Below are 20,275 nucleotides of genomic sequence, written 5' to 3'. Positions count from 1 at the left end.
CTGCAGTGCCTTGCGCTTGGCGAAGTCGGGATCCCACGCTTTCTTTGCGTCGAGTGGCGCCTCCTGTCCGAGTCCGGAGAAAGTGATCTGGCTCCCGCGGTCCTCGATCCGCTCGCCCCATGCCCTCTCGTCAGGCAGGCCCGCCTCCCACGGGGCCTGTTCGAACGCGTCTAGAATGCGCTTGCGCTCATCGGGGCCGAACACATCAGCATAGACCGGCTTCCAGGCAACGTCGAAGCGGAAGAGCTTGGTGCCCGTGGTCGGCAGGATGAACAGTTGACGGAGATTGGCTTTGCTGGGCAGTCGCGACACGACTTGTGTTTCGAACTGCGGCCAGTCGCCACCGGAGATCACCGCGACGCTGACGAGATCGAGCAGTTCGGTAAGCAATTCAGCCATTTCTTGGCCGATCGGCTGCTTGCTCTCCGCCAGAGTGCCGTCAAGATCGAACGCGATAAGTCGTTTCATCGGTAATTTCCACTTATGATGTTGTCGTTTGGCGGATAGGCAGTGATCAATCGGGTTCGACATCCATGAGATAGATTTTGACCAGCATAGCGGCCGTGTTGCGGATCGTGGTCATGATTGATGGCCCGCAAGAACATAAAAGGGCTCGCCGCGCCTACCATGATGTCGAGCTGAATCCAGTCGTTGCTCGCTTGACCGACGCTGTGCGATTTTTCTGTGAACCGTCTCCGCCACGATGCGAGCCTCGATAGCGCGTCGAGCAATGGCTGGCTCATTGCGGTGCCCGGGGCAGGATGAATGCATCTATTGCATGGGCAACGCCGTCCTCCTCGTTCGACAGAGTCACTCGGTCTGCGGCAGACCGGACCGCTATGGGAGCCTGACCCATCGCGATCGAGAGGCGCGCGCGCGCGAACATCGGGAGGTCATTGTGCTCATCGCCAAGCACGGCGACATTGGCGAGCGACACTCCGCTCGCTGCGGCCAATGCGGCGATGCCATCGCCCTTGTTGGCGCGGCGGGCGGTGATGTCGAGATAGTAGGGCTGGGAACGGCCGACGGTCGCGTCCTGCCCAAGCGCTGCCGTGATCTCGCTGTCAAGTCGCGCGAGCAGTGCATGATCGTCACTGACGCCGACTATCTTGTCGGTATGGGCGAGCAATCCCCCGAAGTCGCCCCTGACGATCGGTTCGATGTTGGCCGCGCGGCGCTCGCGTGGAACATACACATCCTCGGTTGCGCGGGCATACCAGAGGCCGCCCGCGAACAGCCACGGCGTGACGGCTGGGTGATCGAGCAGGGCGAGCGTGCGCGCGGCGCATTCGGGATCGAGTTGGGCGGCCGAGACGACAGTCCCATCGGGCTGGACGACTGTGCCACCATTGAAGGCGCCGATGGCGCCTGAGAGCTCCAGCCGCTGTGCGATCCAGAGCATGCCGCTCGGAGGGCGCGCGCTGATGAGGCTCACTGCAATGCCGGCCGCCTTGACGCGCCCGACCGCTGAGATAACGCTCTCGGAAAGGCTTTTGTCGCGGCGAACCAGCGTACCGTCGATATCGGAAACGAGTAGGCGGATGCGCTCGTTCATCCGAGTTTGTTCCACTGGCGACTATCGCTGGTGAGAAGATCTTCTGCCGAATTCGGGCCGTTGCTGCCGGCGGGATATGACTCTGGAGCACCGTCCTTGCTCCAAGCATCGAGAATCGGCTGCACCGCTCGCCATCCGCCTTCGATCTGATCGGCTCGTTGGAACAAGGTCTGGTCGCCGGTCAGGACGTCGTACAGCAAGGTCTCGTAGCCGGTCTGATGGCCGATTTCGAAGCGATCAGAATAACGAAAGTCTATGCTGATCGGCACGGTTTCGACCACCGGACCAGGCTTTTTGGCCACCAACCCGAGGCTGATCCCCTCATCTGGTTGGATCTGTAAGACGAGCCGGTTCGGCGGCACGCATTCGACCTCGCAATCCCGGAACAGCGTCAACGGTACGTCGCGGAACTGGACGACGATCTCGGTGTTGCGCGCGGTGAGCGCCTTTCCGGTGCGCAGATAGAACGGCACGCCCGACCACCGCCACGTCTCGATCGCCAGCTTGAGCGCGACGTAGGTTTCTGTCTTGCTAGCCGGATCAACCTGAGGTGTCTGGCTATATGCCCCCACTAGCTTGCCATCGATCGTCCCCGCTTCGTATCGACCTCGCACAGCATGCTCGGGTTTCGGGGGTCGGATGGCGGCGATGATCTTCGCCTTCTCGGTCCGGATCGCCTCGGCCTCGAAGCTGTTGGGCGGCTCCATACCGATCAACGCCAGCAGTTGGAACAGATGGTTGGGTACCATGTCGCGCAGCGCCCCGGTCGCATCATAGAATTTGCCGCGACTGCCCACCGTCACCGTCTCCGCGGCAGTGATCTGGACATGATCGATATAATGGCTGTTCCACACGGCTTCGAGTAGCGCGTTCCCGAACCGGGTGATCATGATGTTTTGGACTGTTTCCTTTCCGAGGAAATGATCGATCCGGTAAATCTGCCGCTCCGCTGCGCGGGCGAGAATCCGATGGTTAAGCGCTTGAGCGGAGGCGAGATCAGTGCCGAACGGTTTTTCGATCACGACGCGGCGGAAGCCATCCGTCTCGTTGAGCAGCCCTCCTTCGCCGAGTTGATCGACGATACTCCCGAAGAAGCCCGGCGCGGTGGCGAGGTAGAAGACCGCGTTGCCGGTGAGTTGGCTGCTGAGCCTCTGGAACATGGCCGAATCGGCAAAATCGCCCTTCAAATAGCGGATATTGCTGCGAAGCCGCTGCCAGTCGGCATCATCCTTCACGAATTCGTCAAGCGCCGCACGAAGATGCTCGTCGTCGCTGTCATGATGGCTGACGCCGAGCAGCGTCATGTCATCAACCAGCAAGCCGGCCTGGGCGAGGTTGACGAGCGCCGGCGCCAGCAACCGGCGGGTGAGGTCCCCCAATGCGCCGAAGATAACGAAGGTAGCAGGGGGGGCCACCGGAGCATCGCTCATTGGGGCATCTCGACATGGCCGCCAAAGCCGAACCGCATCGCCGAGAGCAGCTTGTCGCCGAAGGTCGTGTCGACCCGGCTGCGGTAGCGCGCGAACAATGCTGCTGAGAGGACATAGGCGGGGACCGCCTCCTCCATTGCCGCCTCGACCGTCCAGTGACCTTCGCCGGAGTCCGCGACCTGGCCGGAGAATTGCTCCAGCATCTGGTCCTTGGCGAGTGCCGCCGCCGACAGGTCGAGCAGCCAGGAAGAAATGACGCTACCACGCCGCCAGACTTCGGCGATGTCGGTGAGGTTTAGGTCGAAGCGCTCGTCTTCCGGCAGCTTGTCGGAAGACTTGCCCTTCAGGATGTCGAACCCCTCAGCATAGGCCTGCATCAGGCCATATTCGATGCCGTTGTGAACCATTTTGACGAAGTGGCCCGAACCTGCGGGACCGGTGTGGATATAACCCTTCTCTGCGCGGGTGTCCTCGTTGGGGTCGCCGCGGTCCGGCGTGCGCGGGATCGTGCCATAGCCGGGCGCCAGCACCTCAAAGAGGGGGTCGAGGCTGTCGAGAGTCGAGGCATCGCCGCCGATCATCATGCAATAGCCGCGCTCGAGGCCCCACACGCCGCCAGAGGTGCCCACATCGACATAGTGGAGCCCCTTCTGCGCGCACAGCTTCGCCCGGCGGATGTCGTCCTTGTAGAAGCTGTTGCCGCCGTCGATGATGATGTCACCAGGGGCGGCCAAGCCCATCAGCGTTTCGATCGTGGCCTCCGTCGGCGGCCCCGCCGGTAGCATCACCCAGAAAATTCGCGGGCTCTCCAGCTTGTCGGCGACCTCCTCAAGCGATGTGGCGGCGGTCGCGCCTTCGCCGACCAGCCTTTCCACCACTGGTGGGTTCCGATCGAAGGCGACGATCTCGTGACCGCCGCGCATCAACCGGCGCGCAATATTGGCCCCCATCCTGCCGAGGCCGATCATCGCGAGACGCATGTGCTGGTTCCTTAGTTCTGGGTTGCAGTGACGACCGCCGCGCGCAAGGCTTCGATGCCGCCGCCGGCCTTCTTCAGGTGGACGCGCAGAACGCGTTGGCCGCGCGCGGCCAGCACGTCCATGTCGCCGCGCGCCTGCGCGATCTGAACGGTGCTGAAGCTCGCCTTCCTGCCGGGGATCGCCAGATCGGGTTCCGGATCGCGCGTGATCGTCAGGAATACGCCGCTTGCCGGGCCACCTTTATAGGCCTGGCCCGTCGAGTGAAGGAAACGCGGCCCAAAACCCGCGACCGTCGCCACCGCCTTGGCATCACGTACCGCCACCCGCATCGCCGCGATTGCCGCTGCGTTCGCCTCGTCGCGCTCGATATATCCGAGGAAACCGGCGTAGTGGCCGGGCACCAGCCTGGCGAAGTGCATCCGCAGCAGTTCCGCCGGTTCGGCCGAGCCAAATTCGTTGTCGCCGGCAGTGTAGATCGCCAAGTCTGCATCCTCGGCGATCGGCATCTCGGGCTCCAGTGCAGTGGAGGCTTCATAAGCATCGACGAGCTTGCGCGTGGCGATCTTGGCATCCTCGACGTCCGGCTGGTCGAACGGATCTACCCCAATCACGGCACCCGCGATGGCGGTTGCGATTTCCCAGCGGAAGAACTCCTGGCCGATCAGGTCGCGAGAGCCAATGGTGATCCGGACGAGCGGATGGCCCGCCTGCGTCAGCGTCTCGAGCTTGCTGTTCAGCGCGTCATCCGCGTCTCCTTCGAGGTGGAGATGCACGAAGAGGCGGTCACTCCCATAGACCTCCGGCGGTCCCGCCGGCTCGAGGTCGACCGGAATGATCCCCTTGCCTTTCTTGCCCGTCGATTCAGCGAGCAACTGCTCAAGCCAGGCACCGAACGGCTCGAGTCCTTTGGACAGACAGATGGTCAGCTTGTCGCGCCCGCTGAGCGCTGCTTCGCCCAGGATCACGCCGAGCCGCACGCCCGGGTTGGCCGCCGGCGGCGCATCCGCACCGCAGGCGAAGACCATCGGCGCGGTCTTCTCATAGAAATCGTGGACGTCGATGCCCATCGCGGCGGCGGGGACCATGCCGAATGCCGACAGCACCGAATAGCGCCCGCCGATCGCGGGATCGCCTGCGAAGACACGCGCGAAGCCGTCCGCTTTGGCGGTCCGCTCCAGTTTCGATCCAGGATCGGTGACCGCAACGAAGTGGCTGCCGTCCTTGCCGGCCGCTTCATAGAAATAGGCGCGCAATAGCTCCGGCTCCATCGTCGATCCCGATTTGGAGGACACTATGAACAGCGTGTTCGCCGAATCGATCGCCGCCGCGACCGTCGCGATCTGGCCGGGATCGGTGGTGTCGAGCACGTGGAGCGTCGGGCTGCCTACGGCGCTGCCCAGGATGCGCGCGATCACCTCGGGGCCGAGGCTCGATCCTCCCATGCCGAGCAGGACCACGTCCTTGAAGCGCTTGGCTTCTTCACCGAGCATCTTGAGCGAGTCCGCGTCAACCTGCTCACCGCGGGCGGCGGCGAGCCAGCCGAGCCATTTGCCCTCGTCCGTGCCGGTCCAGAGCGAGGCATCGCCCTTCCACAGCCGACGCGACCACGCCTCGGCGCGAGCGGTTTCGAGGCGCTTGTCGACCGCCTCTTGCAGCGCCGCCGGGAGGTCGACTTCCATGCCATTCTGGCGGCGGCCAAGGAACGCAGCGCGCTTGCCCGCAGCCGCGCCCAGCAGTGCATCGGCCGCATCGGCGAACAGCGTCACGCCCGCCTCGACCAACCCGGTGGTGACGTCGCCCAATTTAAGACCGAGGCGCTCGGTTTCAGCCAGCACATGGCGCGCTTCATTCACATTTTCGATCAGCGTCTCGCGTAGTGTGCCATGGTCACGGAACGCATCCATCGTCTTGGGCGGCATCGTGTTGACGGTGTCGGGGCCGATCAGCGAATCGATGTAGAGCGTGTCGGGATAGGCCGCGTCCTTGACCCCGGTCGAAGCCCACAGCAGCCGCTGCGGCATCGCGCCCATTGCGGCAAGCGCTTGCCAGCGGTCGCTCGCAATCATATCCTGGTACCAGACATAAGCGAGCTTGGCGTTGGCGATCGCGACCTTGCCGCGCAGCGCCGCCAGCGCCTCGCTCTCGGCGTCGCCTTCCTTGACGCGTGCGTCAATCGTCTTGTCGATCTGCGCATCGATGCGGCTGACGAAGAAGCTGGCGACGCTGGCGATCCGGTCGATCGCTTCGCCCTTCCTCACCCGCGCCTCGAGCCCGGCCATATAGGCTTCCGCCACCGCCTGATAAGCGGCGAGCGAGAATAGCAATGTCACATTGATGTTGAGCCCATCTTCGATCAGCCGGCGGATCGCAGGAGTGCCGGCCCGTGTGCCGGGCACCTTCACCATCAGATTCGGCTCGGCCATCGCCTGCCACAGCCGCCGCGCCTCCTCGACCGTCTCCTCGGTCCCGTTGGCAAGATAAGGCGAAACTTCGAGGCTGACATACCCGTCCGCGCCGCCGAGCCGGTCATACACTGGTCGCAGATCGGCTGCTGCGGCCTTGATGTCGGCGATCGCCTGGCTCTCGTAAGTATCGGTGATGCTCGCGTCGGCCTTGCCGAGGAAGTTGTAGAAACCTTCGTCATAGGCGTCGCCATGGCCCATCGCCTTCTCGAAGATTGAAGGGTTAGAAGTGACGCCGGTCAGACCGTCTTCCTCAACCAGCCTGCGCAGCCCGCCGCCGTTCAGCAGTTTGCGGTCGACGAAGTCTAGCCACACGGCCTGTCCGGCAGCGCCAAGGTCTTTGAGACGGCTGGTCATTTGTTCTTCTCGATCAGGTCGCGCGCAACAGCGCAGATGTTGTCGATGGTGAACCCGAATTTCTCCTGGAGCTTTGCGAGCGGCGCCGAGGCTCCGAAGGTCTTCATCGTGATCGTCCTGCCGTCGGGCCCGACATAGCGGTCCCAGCCCATCGATCCGCCCTGCTCGACGGCGATCCTCGCGCGCACCGCATCGGGAAACACGCTCTCGCGATAGGCGTCGTCCTGCTTTTCAAACAAGTACCAGCTCGGCAGTGAGACCACGCGCGATCGGACGCCTTCGGCAGCCAGCTTCTCGTGCGCGGCCACCACCATCGGCAGCTCGCTGCCCGTGCCGATCAGGATGATCTCGGGATCGCCGCGCTCTGGGTCGCCAAGGATGTAGCCGCCTTTCTCCAGCCCATCGGCGGATGCGTATTTACTTCGATCGAGCGTCGCGATCGCCTGGCGCGAGAGGATCAGCGCGGTCGGCTCGCGGGTATGGCTGAGCGCCACCTTCCACGCCGCCGCCACTTCGTTGGCGTCCCCCGGGCGGATCGTGTCAAGCGCGGGGATGGCGCGAAGCGTGGCCAGATGCTCGATCGGCTGGTGGGTCGGCCCGTCCTCGCCGACGCCGATCGAGTCATGTGTGAACACGAACACGACCGGCAGTTCCATGATCGCCGCCAGCCGGATCGGCGCGCGCATGTAATCCGCGAAGACCAGAAAGGTGCCGGTGTAGGAGCGCAGGTAGGATAGCGCCATGCCGTTGGCGATCGATCCCATTGCGTGCTCGCGCACGCCGAAGTGCATGTTGCGACCGGAATAGTTGTTCTGCCCAAACGAACCCGCGCCCTCAAAGGTCAGGTTCGTCTTGGTCGAGGGCGAGAGATCCGCCGCGCCGCCGATCAGTAGCGGCACGTGCGGCGCGATTGCGTTCAGCACCTTGGCGCCACTGTCGCGCGAGGCGAGGCCATTGGCATCGGGAGGAAATGTGGGGATTTCCACCTGCCAGCCACTCGGCACCTTGCCCTGGCGCAGCAGGTCCATCTCCGCGGCTTCAGAGGGAAAGGTCTCGCGGTAGCGGGCGAAGGTTTCCTCCCAAGCTGCGCGCGCCGGCCCGCCGCGTCCCGCGACTGCGGCGTTGAACATTTCCGCCACACCGTCTGGGACGAGGAACTTGGCGCCCTCAGGCCAGCCATAGGACTTCTTAGTGACGCGAACATTGTCCTCGCCCAGTGGCTCGCCGTGCGCCTTCTCGCTGCCCGCTTTGGGGCTACCCCAGCCGATCACCGAATGGACGACGATGAAGGTCGGCCGGTCATCGGTGGCGCGAAAGGCTTCGATCGAGCGGGCGAAGGCTTTGGTATCGTTGGCGTCGTCGACCTGGATGACATTCCAGCCATAGCCCTCGAACCGCGCGCCGACATCTTCGGTGAAGGTCAGCTCGGTCGAGCCTTCGATCGAGATATGATTGCTGTCGTAGATCCAGCAGAGGTTCGACAGGGCGAGATGTCCCGCGACCGACGCAGCCTCGCCCGACACACCCTCCATCATGTCACCGTCGCCGCACAGCACATAAATGTCGTGATCGAACAGCTCGAAGCCGTCGCGGTTGAAGCGGGAGGCCAGCGCACGCTCGGCAATCGCCATGCCAACCGAATTGCCGCACCCCTGACCGAGCGGGCCGGTAGTCGTCTCGACGCCGGTGGTCATACGATACTCGGGGTGACCCGGGGTCTTCGAGCCGAGTTGGCGGAACTGCTTGATGTCGTCGAGACTGACCGCGGGCTTGCCCGTCGGCTTGCCGTCAGGGTCGATCTCCTTGACTCCGGCCAGGTGCAGCACCGCATAGAGCAGCATCGAGGCATGGCCGGCCGAAAGAACGAAGCGATCGCGGTTCGGCCAGTCAGGCGTGTCCGGATCGGTGCGGATAAAGTCCCGCCACAGCGTGTAGGCCACCGGCGCCATCGCCATCGGAGTGCCCGGATGGCCCGAATTGGCCTTCTGCACTGCATCCATCGCCAGTGTGCGGATGGTGTCTATCGCGAGCTTTTCGAGTGCTTCGTCCTGTTGTGCCGGCTGAGTCGAGCCCGTTTTGGTGATTATAGGCATCCTCAGGGTCCTTAATTGGGCGCATGCCGCCAGAAGCCTCGTTGAATCTTAGATTGCTTGGACGAGGAATGACGCAACTGAGGACAGACGTCCTTACGTATTGGTCCCATAGCGGGTGGCATCTGGGGGAGGCCGAGAAGTTTGGTGCCGGAATTTCATTGCGAAGAACTGCCGCGGGACAGCGGCCATCGTTTGAGCCCGCACTCCCAGCGGCATTTTCGTGCCAAGGGCGGCCATCAAACGACTGGGTCCCAAAGTCGGTTTAGCACGCCCATTCCGGGATAGGCGACGATCAGCTCGGTGTCCGGATCCAGGCGGAGCACGGTCTCGCCCTGCGCGAGCCATACTCCGCCTGCCTCAAAGCTGCCGCCGTCGATCGCACCGCCGCCTTCAAGGGGCACTAGCCAGATCGGCCTGCCGTCGCTGATGAGCATCGCCTCGCCCGAGCGCTTCCAACGCTCAAGCACGAAGGCGGCGCTGTCGGCCAGGATGGTGCGACCTGGCGCGACCTCCTTGGCCAGATACGGTGGGATATACGGCACGGGATTGCTCACCGCGATGCCGTCGTCGAGATGCAGCTCTCGCGCGCGTCCATAGTCGTAGAGGCGATATGTCAGGTCGACATTTTGCTGCACCTCGACCAGCGTCAGTCCCGGTCCGATTGCATGGACAGTCCGCGCGGGCGAATAGTAGACATCTCCCGCCTTGACCGCCTTCCAGTCAACGAGATCCTCGATCGTGCCGTCAAGCGCGGCACGGCGGAGTTCGTCCTGGGTCATTGGAATGACCGTCCCAATCGCGATGGTCGCGCGCGGCTCTGCGGCGAGTATCACCCACGCCTCGTCCTTGCCGCGCCGAAAGCCTTGCGCCTGCGCCGCCGCATCGTCAGGGTGAACCTGGATCGACAACCTCTCGCTAGTAAAAAGGTATTTTATAAGAAGCTCGGGATCGCCGGGTGCTTCGAACCAGATCTCGCCGACGGGGTCACCGCCTGGCGCCACGCTGCCGAAGCCCGGCCACAAGTTGGTCCGCCCCCAGGGTTTCTCGACTCGCTTGCTGGTGAGGCGGATGGCGGGCATGGGCGGGTTCCTTCGACCTGTGGTGGCAACCGTCAGGCAGTGCGATGTACTTCGCGCATCATTGAGCAGTCGCAGGGTTCCGGACAGTCTCCCTTTGGAGGACGAGCGAATCCGCGCGTTGCCCGTCCGGCCCGGTAGCGGTGTGGCGCATTTCGGGCTCAATCCGGTCACGGAGTGGTGTCGTCTGGCAAATTGCTCTCGAATTTGCCCTCCGGTGCCATAACAGCGCCAAATTATGCTCGGCGATTTCGGCGACGCGATCAAGCGCTTCCATCTGCGGCACGCTGCACGGGAATCGTTCGTACCATTCTGAACGCTCACCCATGCTGGGACCGGTCCATATTTCCACACAATAGCCGGAAGGTCCCGGAGGATGGACGCACATACCGACAATCTGCTTTTTGTCGGCAGCGAGTTGCAGAAGTTTAGCAAACATCATCGGAGGCCTTTCATTTTGTCGCCATCGCCGTTCGGAACAAGGAGGTCATGGGCGAACGGCTAGAAGCGGCGGTTGGTGCGCGTCGCAGCCCCCCTGCGGTCCCCGACGGCAGGAACTCGTGCAACACGCGGGCGAACCGTTAGGGCGTTCGTCAAGTAGGCAACCGACCTTGACGACATCGCTCGAGCGCTCTGCGAGGCGCAGCGAGGGATACTGCTCGGCTGCGCCGGAGATCGCGGTCAGCGCAGAAAGATAGGCTAGTGTCGATTCCGCGCCCTGGTTGGCATTGCGCCGATCTGGATGAAGACCATCGAAGCAGGCGCCTCTTTTGACGTCTACAACGGGGATGCCAAGGTCGTTCTCCCCGAGAAACCAGGTGAAGGCCCGGCGCGCTTCGCGCCGCCACCAAGTGTCGCCCGTCGCGTGCGCCGCGGCAAGGCATGCACTGACAGCTGCGCAAGCTTCCAGGGGCTGTTGGTCGAATGGTTGCGGTTGACGTCGATCGGCCCCAAAAGTTTCGGTTCCGATCGGCCGAAAATGTCCCGCTTCGGCCGTCTGCAGCTTCATCAGCCACCGTAGCGTATCGAGCCCTGCATCAAGGTGAGACCGCTTGCCGGTGTCATGGCCGCTTTCGATGAGAGCCTCGCACAATCTGGCATTGTCGTAGCCGAGTCTGTCTTCAAACCAGACCCAGTCGGGCTCAGCTGCGTCAGAAAAACGCTGGAACAAACGATCCGACAGTTCACCCCTTAGCTGCTCAAGGTTGCGATGGCCTGGGAAACGCTTGAGAAGTTTTGAAATACCAAGCAGCCCGTAAGCCCAGGCACGCGGCGATGTCAGCGTTATAAGCGGGGGCGCCATCTCCAGCAATCGCGCGGCGGCCCAGCCGTCCAGGGAGCGGTCGTCCTTTTGCCGTGCGACTGCGCCCAGCGCCCAGACCGTGCGACCATGTGCGTCGTCGGCTCTCGCGTCGTCGAGCCAGGTGCGGTCGAAACCCATGAAATTGTGCACTCGATTATCGCTCGCCGACCATGCATGCTCAACGAATGCGGCATAGGTCAACGCAAGTGCCTCTTCCTGTGGAGTGAGAGTACGGAGCGTCGAGAGCTCAGAGAGCAGCAGCAGCGCGCGCGCGTTGTCATCCAGACAGTATCCGTGCCTGCGATCTGGAACCGCGAATTTGGTATGTTGGGTGATACCGACCATGTCGGTAAGAGCGGCGAGATGGCCCGTCGCGATCGGCGGAAGAGCGCTGTTCCAAGGCTCGCCGCTGATAAGATGCGTGTCCCGCTGTTCGCTGGAGCGTCTTTCGAATCGAACGTCTGAGAAGACGTCCAGATATTGCTTCGCCACGCTTGACCAGATCATCGCTCGACCGCGCTCGTAGGCGCGGGTGCGGATTTCGCTGCGCGACGTGTCGTCTTCGATCAATCGCGCAACGGCCATTCCCAGCGCGGCGGGATCTGCGAACGGTATGAGCACACCGCAATTATCGGCAAGCAATTCCTGCGCATACCAAAAGGGCGTCGAGACGACCGCTTTGCCCAGTGCAACGGCGTACGCCAACGTGCCTGAAACGATCTGCGCTTCGTTCGGGTACGGCGATAGGTAGATATCGCATGCCGCCAAATGGTCGAGCAGTTCATCCAGCGAGAGATATCGGTCGACAAAGCAAATATTCTCGCTCACGCCGAGTTCGGCTGCGAGTGCGACGAGGCTATCGCGATAGCGTTCGCCCTCATTTTGAACAAGGTTGGGGTGCGTTGCGCCGACGATCATATAGAGCAGATTGGGATGCTCGCCAACGAGGGCTGGCACGGCACGGATTGCCGTCTCGATACCTTTACCCGGCCCGAGCAGACCAAAGGTCATCAGTAAAACCCGGTCTGCAAGACCCAGATTGTGCTTTGCCATTGCCGGATCGATAAAGGCCCGGTCCGGAACGCCATGGGGGATCACGGCGATGTGCTCGGCCGACACCCCATAGACGTCTTGCAGAATGCGCCGTCCTTTCTCCGCCATTACCACGAGGCGGGCTGAATGCCGGATGATCCCGTCCATGACGCGCCGCTGCGCGGCGTCGGGGTTTGCCAGTACGGTATGTAGCGTCGAGATGACCGGAGCGTTGAGGTCGCGGAGGAGGCCAAGGACATGTTCACCAGCCTCGCCTCCAAAGATGCCGAATTCATGCTGAAGGACGACGATGTCGACATCTGTCACGTTCAGGAAATCGGCTGCAACCGCATAGGACGCAGGCGAGTCCTGCTGGATCTCGAGGGCAACGCAAGGCGGATAGGCGTAGCTGCTGACGTTATCCGTCAGCGCGATCGTGATGGAAGAAAGGCCGGGATTGTAGTTCGTCAACGCCCGCTGCAGATCGTCGGTGAAGGTGGCTATTCCACACTGCCTTGGAACGCACGTTCCCACCATGGCGATACGCTTGAGCGGGGGTATGGTCACAGAGTGGTTCATGGGCAACCTCGAATAGGAAAGTGTGTCTGGGATGGGCTTGCGCCGACCTGAGGCCCGCCCGCTGCTCCCCTCTCGATCGCGCCAAGGCCGCAAGGCGGTGTTGGAGGAGCGCGTTTCGTGCATCCGACCACATTGTCGGGTTTGGACCACGGTCCAGAGTCAAGGCCCTTTAAATTGCCCGCACGGCCTAAACAGCTTGAATGCCGGGCGCATTCAAGCTGGCCTTCGGCGGTAGCGGTTGTGCGGTAATTTGGGCGATGAACCTGCATTCTTCCAATTTATGGCTAGGCTGCGTGCGTGGCCTTACGTAATGTTCCGCTGTTCTGCGAAAGATGCCTTCGGATGTCGCATCGAAGCCCGCCGCGCTTCATTTGGGCCGACAGCGATACGCCTTTCACCCGCACGAGAAAAATGCCGCTCCCGAGCCTAAATTGATCCGCGGGCGCCAAAGTTCAATTTCGTGCTGCGCTCATCCGTTACAGCATCATTGGCGCGACCCACGATACGGTGGTCATGATGTCGACCGCGACTATGATCACGCACGCCGTGCCACCCAGCAGTTGCAGTCGTCGCGGAATGGGATGGCCGTTCATCGCTTCAGAATCCGAGCCGATCGTCATCGGTCACCCTCCTGCATTGAAGCGCCAAGGCGACTTCGTACCATCGAGGGGGGTGGCTTAATCAATTACGCGGTGTCCAACCGTGCAGTCATCTATTGCTTGATCGGCTTGCAGAAGCGGCCGCGCTGCGCGCTTTGCCAGAAAACGTCCGACAGAGCCGGGGCGTAGCTATAGTTGATGTCGCTATCCGGCATCGCCTGCAGGGCGTCCAGTTCGACTCTCTGGGTCTCGGTCAGCGGCGGCAGGTCCGCCGGGACGAGCTGAAAGCGGACGGTATCAGCGTCTTTCTTCTTCACAGGGTCGCTTTTCGTTTCGATCGGCTTTTCGAGCCACGATACCGAAGGGATGGACGGCCAAGCTAGGAAAGGCTATGGTAGCGCAAGGTAATACCTTTTGCTATGGAGGTCGCACAATGGCGGCGGCAACATCTATCAAGCTGGACGACACCCTGAAAGGGCGTGTGCAGCACTTGGCCGACGCGCGCCGGCGCAGCTCACATTGGATCATGCGCGAAGCCATTGCGCAGTATGTCGAGCGCGAGGAGAAGCGTGAGGCGTTCAAGCAGGACGCCATACGGGCATGGGAAGAATATCAGCAGACCGGCTTGCATGCGACGCTCGAGGAAGCCGACACTTGGTTGGCGAAGCTCGAAGCGGGCGAGGATGCGGAGCCGCCTAAGTGCCACGTCTGATCTGGACGCCGAACGCGCTGGACAATGTTGACCGGCTCCATCGCTGGCTATTGCCCAAGGACGCCGACGCAGCGAAGCGCGCGGTCGCGGCGATCCGGGCCGGGGTCAGGATTCTGGCGGCAACCCCGCATATCGGTCGTCCAGCGGAAGATATGGACCCCGAATATCGGGAGAAGCTCATCGACTTCGGAAACAGCGGCTATGTCGTCCTGTATCGTCTCGACGGCGACACGGTCGCATTGCTGGCCGTTCGCCACCAAAAGGAAGCCGGCTGTCAGTAGCCGGCTAGATCAGCACGCGCTCCACCTCGTCGCGATCTGAAAGACCGGCGCCTACATCTGCTGCCAGGCCAGGAAGCCGGGCCGTTGCTGGCCGGCGTGACCGGCGATCCAGTCGCCATCGGGCATGCCGCGGCCCATTGGGACGAACTGCTGCAGGGCCCAGCGCCAACAAAGCCCAGGCCACAGTAAGGTTCGCGCGCCGACCGGCATCACCTCAAGGTTTGTGCGCCAGACAACGATTTGGCGGACATAATGAGAACACCGGCTATGCTACGAGCTTGAGGCGGGCCATGGGATCGTTGAGTGTGCGGAACTCGCCGGGGGAGAGCCGGTTTGCCCGCTGCCAGAGATAGTCACCCGTCAAGCTGATATGCGCCCAGCCCATGGGGGAAAGGTGGGCGAGGAGCGCATCGTCGAAGGTGCCACCGGATGCTCTGATGTGCTGGGCGGCCCTGTCCATATAGAGCGTGTTCCAATAGGATATCGCTGCGATCATCAGGTTCAGGCCCGATGCCCGATATTCCTGATTCTCAATCGAGCGGTCGGTGAACCGCCCCTGCCGGTTGGTGTAGATCGCGGCGGCGAGGGTATGACGGGCTTCGCCCTTGTTGAGACCGGCTTGGCAGGCCCGACGCAGGTCGGGCTGCTCGAGCCAGTCGAGCGTGAACAGCGTGCGTTCGATGCGGCCGAGTTCGGCCAGCGCAAAATCCAGTCTGTTCTGACGCTTGTAGGCGGCGAGCTTGCGCAGGATTGCGGAGGGCGCGACGGCTCCCTCCTTGATGGAGGCGACGATCCTGACGATATCGTCCCAATCGGCTTCGATCGCGGCGGTCTTGATCGTGCGTCCCATGAGGCCTTCGATGCCCTTGTAGGTCGAGGGCGCGGCGATCGAGCCGAGTTTCCGGTCGGCGATGTCGCGCAGACGGGGCACGAACCGGAAGCCGAGAAGATGGCAAAGGGCAAAGACATGGTCCGTCGCGCCGCCGGTATCAGTGTAATGCTCATGCAGCGGTAGCGCGCCGGCGCCGAGCATCAGGCCATCCAGCACGTAGGGGGCCTCGCCGGCGGTGGCCGACATGATCCGCGATCCGAACGAGGCAAAATGATCGGACAGGTGGGAGTAGATCTTCAGGCCTGGCTCGCCGCCATATTTTGGATTGATGTCGGCTGCCGCCGATCGGCTGCGACCTGAACGGAAGAACTGCCCATCAGAGGATGAGCTGTTGCCGGCGCCCCAATGGCGCGTGAACGGCAGATCATGGTGCGCGGCAACGATCATGCCCAACGCGGCTTGATAGTTTTCGGGCGACAGATACCAGTTGTGCGTCCAGGCAAGCTGAGCGTAGCTCACCACGTCACTGGCATTGGCCATCCGTTCCAGGCCCAGATTCGATCCATCGGCCAGAATGGCGGCAAGGATCGCATGCGGGTTCTCATGCTCCTTGCCGGAACGAAGATCACGGAACGCACTCAGGAATCCGGTGGGCTCGGCCACCTCGACCAGCAGTTCGGTGATCCGCACGCGCGGAAGCAAGGTGTCGAGCCTGCGGTCGAGAGCTTCCGCCTCGGGTGGCGTGATCGCCGGCATAGGTTGCAACTTGAGCCGGTCGCGTTCGAGCGACACGCCCGTGAGCCTGTTTGCCTTGAGCTGCTTGGCGAAACGGCGCAGCCGCCAGTCCAGCGTCCTGGCCCGCTCCTCCAGGTAGGCGGCCGCATTGGTCTGGAATGGGAGGGTGTCGGCCACCTTCCCAGCCTCCCGCCGGCTCAGCAGATAGGTATCGAAGCGGCGATAATTGCGGGTTCCTTCGACCCATATGTCACCGGCGCGCAACCGATCGCGCAGCGTGGCCATGATGGCCGTCTCGTAACGCCGGCGATCGACCTGGCCGCCCTCGGTGATGAGGCGCTTCCACTGCCGGTTGGCGAATGGCAGGGGAACGCCCTCGGGCAGGTTGCGTGACTTGCGCGCATTGGAATCGCGGATGATGTCGATGGCCTTGACCAGTTGCGATCCACTTCCCGATGCCTTGAACGTGAATGCGTCGAGGAAAGCGGGGCTGAACCGCCGCAACGTCGCATAGCGTCCCGTCGCCGCGACAAGGGCATCTTCCCCCGCCAGATCGGCCAGCGCATCGACCTGCGTCTTGGCCGCGACCAGTCTGTGCCAGCCTACCGCTTCGTCGATCAGTTCCAGCGGATCGCCACCATGTTCGACCGCTTCTCCCAGCGCGGCGATCGTCGCGCCGAACATTCGCATGAGTTCGCCAACCGAGCGGATGCTGTCCTGATAGCGCCGTTCACGACCGCGCCGCGCGCGCGTGAACAGGCTCCCGACAAGCCGGTCGAACATCTGGATCGCGTTGTCGGCGAGCTTGGCATCGAGGTCGATGACCGCTGCGACCAGCGTCGCGCGGCGCCTGTTGAGGCTATAGTCGGAGAGCAGAAACGCCGGCGCTGCGCGCCCTTCGCGCATGAATTGGGCGAACCGAAAATCAGGGATTCTGGTGCCGATCGCCGGGTCAATGCCGATCCCGCGCACATAGCGCAGCCGTTCCAGCAGACCGTTGATGTTCGCCGTTGTCGGCGCTTCCTCGAAATTGCGCAGCCAGGCCAGCGGCGTCATGCCGAAGTCATTGTTGTTGTTGATCAGATCGTCGATCCGTGTCAGTTCGGCATGGCCCAGGCTTTCGACGATAATCGCCGCCGCGGCTTTGCGCGCGCGTGCCCTGCCGGCGAGCCCCGCACGTTCGAGCGTGTCGGCCGAAGGCAGAATGAAGCGTTCCTGCTTCAATCCATCCATCAACGCGCGGACAATGGGTTCGCCCCGATCGGTCCGCTCGGCAGCTTTCGCGGCGAGATCGAGTGCGAGCGGTATATCGCCTCGCCGGAAGGCACGCAGCCCCAGATGGCGTGCCGCAATGTCAGCATGATCGTTGCGCGTCTGGGCGCGCTGACCATAGTCGGCGAAAACATCCGCATCGACGACAATCTGAGCGGCGAGGTAATGAAGGATCGCATCGGACACGCCAATGTCGGGCTGCAAGCCGAAGCCGGGATGCCGCATCAAGGCGATCTGTGTGGCCAGGCCGAGACGGTTGGCGGGCCGATAGCGGCGGCCGATCAGGTCGAGATCCTCAGAGGCAAGGGTGTAGTGGCCGACGATCGCGGTTTCATCATGGGGCGCATCGAACAAACGCCGCCGTTCTTCCCCGGTCAATAATCGCCGCCGCGCCATCCTGCCTCCATCGAGTCGAGGACGGCAAGGTAGCGTCAATCTGGAGTATAGCCTAACCGGACGTCAGGGTAGCCTGCCAAGTTCTGTCAGGATAGGGTTCTGTTACGAGTTTGTTGACGTATGTCGCGCCGTGTCATAGATTTCAACCTGACAAAATCGCAAAAAAAGGGGGGGTGGTGATGAAAGGCCAAAGGATCGGTTACGTGCGGGTGAGCACATTCGATCAGAATGTCGATCGCCAGTTGGAAGGGCAGTCGCTCGACCGGATTTTCACCGACAAGGCATCGGGCAAGGACGTCAACCGGCCCCAGCTCGACGCCATGCTCACCTTCGCCCGCGAGGGCGACACCGTAGTGGTCCACAGCATGGATCGACTGGCGCGCAATCTCGACGACTTGCGCAAGCTGGTTCAGTCCCTCACCAAAAGGGGCATCCGGATCGAGTTCGTGAAGGAAAGCCTGACCTTCTCGGGTGAGGATTCCCCAATGGCCAATCTGATGCTCTCGGTCATGGGTGCATTCGCGGAATTCGAGCGCGCCCTGATCCGGGAACGGCAACGCGAAGGCATTGCCGTCGCCAAGCAACGCGGCGCCTACCGTGGGCGGAAACGCTCCCTCTCCGATGAAATGGTCGCTGAGCTGCATCGCCGCGTCGTCGCCGGCGAGCAAAAGGCCACCATCGCCCGCGACTTGGGGATCAGTCGCGAAACCCTCTACCAGTATCTCCGCGCAGCCGCATGACGCCTACGTTCTCACTATGTCCGCCAAATCGTTGTCTGGCGCACAAAGCTTGAGGTGACGCCGACCAGCGCCCAATGCGTGGCAAGCAGCCAGACGCCGGCGGGCACCATCGCCTCCCACCAAGTCGGCGGTCGACGCGAGCGCGTCCTGCCCGTGGTCATGGCATCAGTTCCTCCAAGATCAGGAGGCCGAGGAAGTCGACGAAGAACATGGCGTTGATAAGCGGGCTGTCCGGCCGCCCGTGGGCTTCGACCAGCAGTTCTTCGGTGACGAGGTAGAGTAGCGCCATGAGGCCGAAGCTCAGGAAGACGGCACCATCTCGTCGAGCGACGGACAACAATTTGATGCAGGCGGGCGCGGCGCCGCGATCGGCGACATCAACGCGCGCAGCGGCAACGAACCGAGTGTCGCCTTCTACACACAAGTATCGGATCGATATGGCTCCTCTGCAAGCCGGGTGATCGCCCCGACCCGGATGCCCTGCGACCGCTTCGTGCCGTCAGTTCCCTGCTCGCCGCGTGATGTTCGGCATCCGTTCGCCCTTAGAGCGGCTTCCACTCATTCCGGTTCATACCCGCACGATTTGAAGTAATTGGCGCATTCGTTGGGCTGGAAGATATCGACGAGTTTACCGATCAGGCCCCAAAGTCCGCTGACGGTGCGCTCGCCTGCTTTGCGCAGCATTGCCTTCAGCCGGGAGAACGCCTTGAAGTCCGGGCTGTAGGGTGGCTGTTGCGCGGAAACTCGCGGTCGTGTTCCATGCGATGTGGACCTCCGGAGAGGAGTTCCGCTGGTCCGCCAGCCCCCCACAGCCGCTCGCGGCATAGAAGACTAGCTCTCCAATCGAACTGCCGAGATCGTCCGGCCAGAACGATCTGGGCGTCCCTGTCGTGGACATTGAACGTGGAGCTTGCTTTGACGGTCTTCATCCTGATCGCCGCAACGCCAATCAGGGCGCGGAATCGACTATTGCCTATCTCGCGGCATTGACTGCACTTCGACTGATGACCGCGTCGATGTCGTCGCGGCCGGAGCGGTCCGCGACGGGATGACTACGCTGAGCATGCCAGGGCTGCTTTCAGCCTTCAGGAAGGCAATCGCCAAGCCCGCTTGTGAAGACGATCCTTAGGAGATCGGACAGGCTGCTGACTTCGAGTTTGGTCATGAGATTGGCGCGGAGCAATTCTGCGCCTCCTGCGGAAATACCGAGGTTGTCTGCGATGACCTGGTTGGTCAGGCCTGCTGTCAGACTGAGCAGGACATGGCGTTCACGCGCGGACAACGCAGCGATTCTTGCCTGCAGTTCGAACGAACAAGCCGAGCGGCTAGGGATATTGTCGGCTCTTGCAAACCCCTCTCCGATAGCCGCCAACAGCGCCGTCTTCTTGAAAGGTTTTTCGAGAAAATCCACCGCTCCCGCCCGCATCGCTTTCGCTGCGACCGAGACGTCGCCATGTCCAGTCAGGACAATTATTGGCAAGGTAATGCCGCGCTCGGCAAGTACCGCTTGTACTTCCAGTCCGTCCATGTCCGGCATGCGGATATCGAGCAGGATGCATCCAGCTTGGATGTGCGTCGCGCAGATTGTTTCCAGGAACGCAATACCCGACGGGTAGGATTTGACCGTGAACCCCGCGATCTCGAGCATGAACCCGGCCGATCGGCGGATCGCTGCCTCGTCATCGACGAGATGGATCAGTCGCCTTATCATCCATCGTCTCCGCGAGGTTCATTCCCCGGCTCGAGAAAAACGGTCGTTCCGCCGCTATGCGCTGCGACGATTGTCCTGTCAACACCGGGATAAAAACGGGCCAGGCACCGGTTTAAAATGGGGCCAGTTG

The 20,275-nt window shown here is 62.4% G+C and carries 15 protein-coding genes and 4 pseudogenes; 4 read left to right on the top strand and 15 right to left on the bottom strand.

Annotation, left to right across the window (positions count from 1 at the left end; all coding sequences use genetic code 11):
* The 10 genes and pseudogenes from ACEK02_RS02655 to ACEK02_RS02610 all read right to left on the bottom strand — a co-directional run.
* Positions 1-468, bottom strand: a pseudogene (locus ACEK02_RS02655) (HAD family hydrolase); the annotation flags it as partial.
* A gap of 271 nt (positions 469-739) precedes the next feature.
* The gene (locus ACEK02_RS02650) at positions 740-1,555 is read right to left on the bottom strand and encodes a Cof-type HAD-IIB family hydrolase (protein WP_371420252.1); all 816 of its coding nucleotides are present in this window, start codon (positions 1,553-1,555) and stop codon (positions 740-742) included.
* The gene (gene zwf / locus ACEK02_RS02645; protein WP_371420251.1) at positions 1,552-2,985 is read right to left on the bottom strand and encodes a glucose-6-phosphate dehydrogenase; all 1,434 of its coding nucleotides are present in this window, start codon (positions 2,983-2,985) and stop codon (positions 1,552-1,554) included. The genes ACEK02_RS02650 and zwf overlap by 4 nt, the downstream gene beginning before the upstream one ends.
* On the bottom strand, positions 2,982-3,965 hold the full coding sequence (gnd, locus tag ACEK02_RS02640) for a phosphogluconate dehydrogenase (NAD(+)-dependent, decarboxylating) (protein ID WP_371420250.1): 984 nt from the start codon (positions 3,963-3,965) through the stop codon (positions 2,982-2,984). The genes zwf and gnd overlap by 4 nt, the downstream gene beginning before the upstream one ends.
* Positions 3,966-3,976: 11 nt before the next feature.
* Positions 3,977-6,784: a bifunctional transaldolase/phosoglucose isomerase gene (locus tag ACEK02_RS02635; RefSeq protein WP_371420249.1), complete on the bottom strand. Its 2,808-nt coding sequence runs from the start codon at positions 6,782-6,784 to the stop codon at positions 3,977-3,979.
* Complete coding sequence (gene tkt, locus ACEK02_RS02630; protein WP_371420248.1) at positions 6,781-8,877, bottom strand: transketolase; 2,097 nt, start codon at positions 8,875-8,877, stop codon at positions 6,781-6,783. Before tkt ends, ACEK02_RS02635 begins: the two co-directional genes overlap by 4 nt.
* A gap of 236 nt (positions 8,878-9,113) precedes the next feature.
* Positions 9,114-9,956 (bottom strand): class I mannose-6-phosphate isomerase, encoded by an 843-nt coding sequence (locus ACEK02_RS02625; RefSeq protein ID WP_371420247.1) that lies wholly within the window; start codon positions 9,954-9,956, stop codon positions 9,114-9,116.
* Positions 9,957-10,440: 484 nt separating this feature from the next.
* Positions 10,441-12,867 (bottom strand): glycosyltransferase family 4 protein, encoded by a 2,427-nt coding sequence (locus ACEK02_RS02620; RefSeq protein ID WP_371420246.1) that lies wholly within the window; start codon positions 12,865-12,867, stop codon positions 10,441-10,443.
* A 476-nt stretch (positions 12,868-13,343) separates the two neighbouring features.
* Positions 13,344-13,487 (bottom strand): hypothetical protein, encoded by a 144-nt coding sequence (locus tag ACEK02_RS02615; protein ID WP_371420245.1) that lies wholly within the window; start codon positions 13,485-13,487, stop codon positions 13,344-13,346.
* A 92-nt stretch (positions 13,488-13,579) separates the two neighbouring features.
* A complete protein-coding gene (locus ACEK02_RS02610) occupies positions 13,580-13,783 on the bottom strand; it encodes a hypothetical protein (protein ID WP_371420244.1) in 204 nt (67 codons plus the stop codon).
* 116 nt (positions 13,784-13,899) lie between these two features.
* Between ACEK02_RS02610 and ACEK02_RS02605 the strand changes: the two genes are divergently transcribed.
* Positions 13,900-14,178: a CopG family ribbon-helix-helix protein gene (locus ACEK02_RS02605; protein ID WP_371420243.1), complete on the top strand. Its 279-nt coding sequence runs from the start codon at positions 13,900-13,902 to the stop codon at positions 14,176-14,178.
* The gene (locus ACEK02_RS02600) at positions 14,166-14,459 is read left to right on the top strand and encodes a type II toxin-antitoxin system RelE/ParE family toxin (protein ID WP_371420242.1); all 294 of its coding nucleotides are present in this window, start codon (positions 14,166-14,168) and stop codon (positions 14,457-14,459) included. Before ACEK02_RS02605 ends, ACEK02_RS02600 begins: the two co-directional genes overlap by 13 nt.
* A 265-nt stretch (positions 14,460-14,724) precedes the next feature.
* Here the strand turns inward: ACEK02_RS02600 and ACEK02_RS02595 are convergent, their stop codons facing one another.
* The gene (locus ACEK02_RS02595; protein ID WP_371420241.1) at positions 14,725-17,694 is read right to left on the bottom strand and encodes a Tn3 family transposase; all 2,970 of its coding nucleotides are present in this window, start codon (positions 17,692-17,694) and stop codon (positions 14,725-14,727) included.
* Positions 17,695-17,873: 179 nt separating this feature from the next.
* Here ACEK02_RS02595 and ACEK02_RS02590 point away from each other — a divergent pair, with 179 nt between their 5' ends.
* Positions 17,874-18,434, top strand: a complete 561-nt coding sequence (locus ACEK02_RS02590) for a recombinase family protein (RefSeq protein ID WP_371420253.1) — start codon at positions 17,874-17,876, stop codon at positions 18,432-18,434.
* A 14-nt stretch (positions 18,435-18,448) separates the two neighbouring features.
* On the opposite strand, the gene ACEK02_RS02585 is transcribed toward ACEK02_RS02590, so the two are convergent.
* Positions 18,449-18,595: a hypothetical protein gene (locus ACEK02_RS02585; RefSeq protein WP_371420240.1), complete on the bottom strand. Its 147-nt coding sequence runs from the start codon at positions 18,593-18,595 to the stop codon at positions 18,449-18,451.
* Positions 18,592-18,747, bottom strand: a pseudogene (locus tag ACEK02_RS02580) (transporter); the annotation flags it as partial. The pseudogene ACEK02_RS02580 and the gene ACEK02_RS02585, both read right to left, overlap by 4 nt.
* Between ACEK02_RS02580 and ACEK02_RS02575 the strand changes: the two are divergent.
* Positions 18,742-18,906: pseudogene (locus ACEK02_RS02575) on the top strand (Tn3 family transposase); the annotation flags it as partial. The pseudogenes ACEK02_RS02580 and ACEK02_RS02575 sit on opposite strands and share 6 nt — an antisense overlap.
* Positions 18,907-18,992: 86 nt before the next feature.
* Here ACEK02_RS02575 and ACEK02_RS02570 read toward each other — a convergent pair.
* Positions 18,993-19,163: pseudogene (locus ACEK02_RS02570) on the bottom strand (IS630 family transposase); the annotation flags it as partial.
* A 349-nt stretch (positions 19,164-19,512) separates the two neighbouring features.
* On the bottom strand, positions 19,513-20,145 hold the full coding sequence (locus ACEK02_RS02565) for a response regulator transcription factor (protein ID WP_371420239.1): 633 nt from the start codon (positions 20,143-20,145) through the stop codon (positions 19,513-19,515).
* Between the last annotated feature and the right edge of the window lie 130 nt (positions 20,146-20,275).

The organism is Tardiphaga sp. (assembly GCF_041424195.1).
Lineage (GTDB): Bacteria > Pseudomonadota > Alphaproteobacteria > Rhizobiales > Xanthobacteraceae > Tardiphaga.
The sequence above is the reverse complement of the archived record's forward strand: the minus strand, read 5'-3'. Positions and strand labels throughout refer to the sequence as shown.

Coding starts and splice junctions, on each gene's coding strand:
- ACEK02_RS02635 (WP_371420249.1), bottom strand. CDS start 6,784: ATGACCAGCCGTCTCAAAGACCTTGGCGCTGCCGGACAGGCCGTGTGG.
- ACEK02_RS02650 (WP_371420252.1), bottom strand. CDS start 1,555: ATGAACGAGCGCATCCGCCTACTCGTTTCCGATATCGACGGTACGCTG.
- ACEK02_RS02625 (WP_371420247.1), bottom strand. CDS start 9,956: ATGCCCGCCATCCGCCTCACCAGCAAGCGAGTCGAGAAACCCTGGGGG.
- tkt (WP_371420248.1), bottom strand. CDS start 8,877: ATGCCTATAATCACCAAAACGGGCTCGACTCAGCCGGCACAACAGGAC.
- ACEK02_RS02605 (WP_371420243.1), top strand. CDS start 13,900: ATGGCGGCGGCAACATCTATCAAGCTGGACGACACCCTGAAAGGGCGT.
- ACEK02_RS02585 (WP_371420240.1), bottom strand. CDS start 18,595: ATGACCACGGGCAGGACGCGCTCGCGTCGACCGCCGACTTGGTGGGAG.
- ACEK02_RS02620 (WP_371420246.1), bottom strand. CDS start 12,867: ATGAACCACTCTGTGACCATACCCCCGCTCAAGCGTATCGCCATGGTG.
- ACEK02_RS02590 (WP_371420253.1), top strand. CDS start 17,874: ATGAAAGGCCAAAGGATCGGTTACGTGCGGGTGAGCACATTCGATCAG.
- gnd (WP_371420250.1), bottom strand. CDS start 3,965: ATGCGTCTCGCGATGATCGGCCTCGGCAGGATGGGGGCCAATATTGCG.
- zwf (WP_371420251.1), bottom strand. CDS start 2,985: ATGAGCGATGCTCCGGTGGCCCCCCCTGCTACCTTCGTTATCTTCGGC.
- ACEK02_RS02615 (WP_371420245.1), bottom strand. CDS start 13,487: ATGACGATCGGCTCGGATTCTGAAGCGATGAACGGCCATCCCATTCCG.
- ACEK02_RS02565 (WP_371420239.1), bottom strand. CDS start 20,145: ATGATAAGGCGACTGATCCATCTCGTCGATGACGAGGCAGCGATCCGC.
- ACEK02_RS02595 (WP_371420241.1), bottom strand. CDS start 17,694: ATGGCGCGGCGGCGATTATTGACCGGGGAAGAACGGCGGCGTTTGTTC.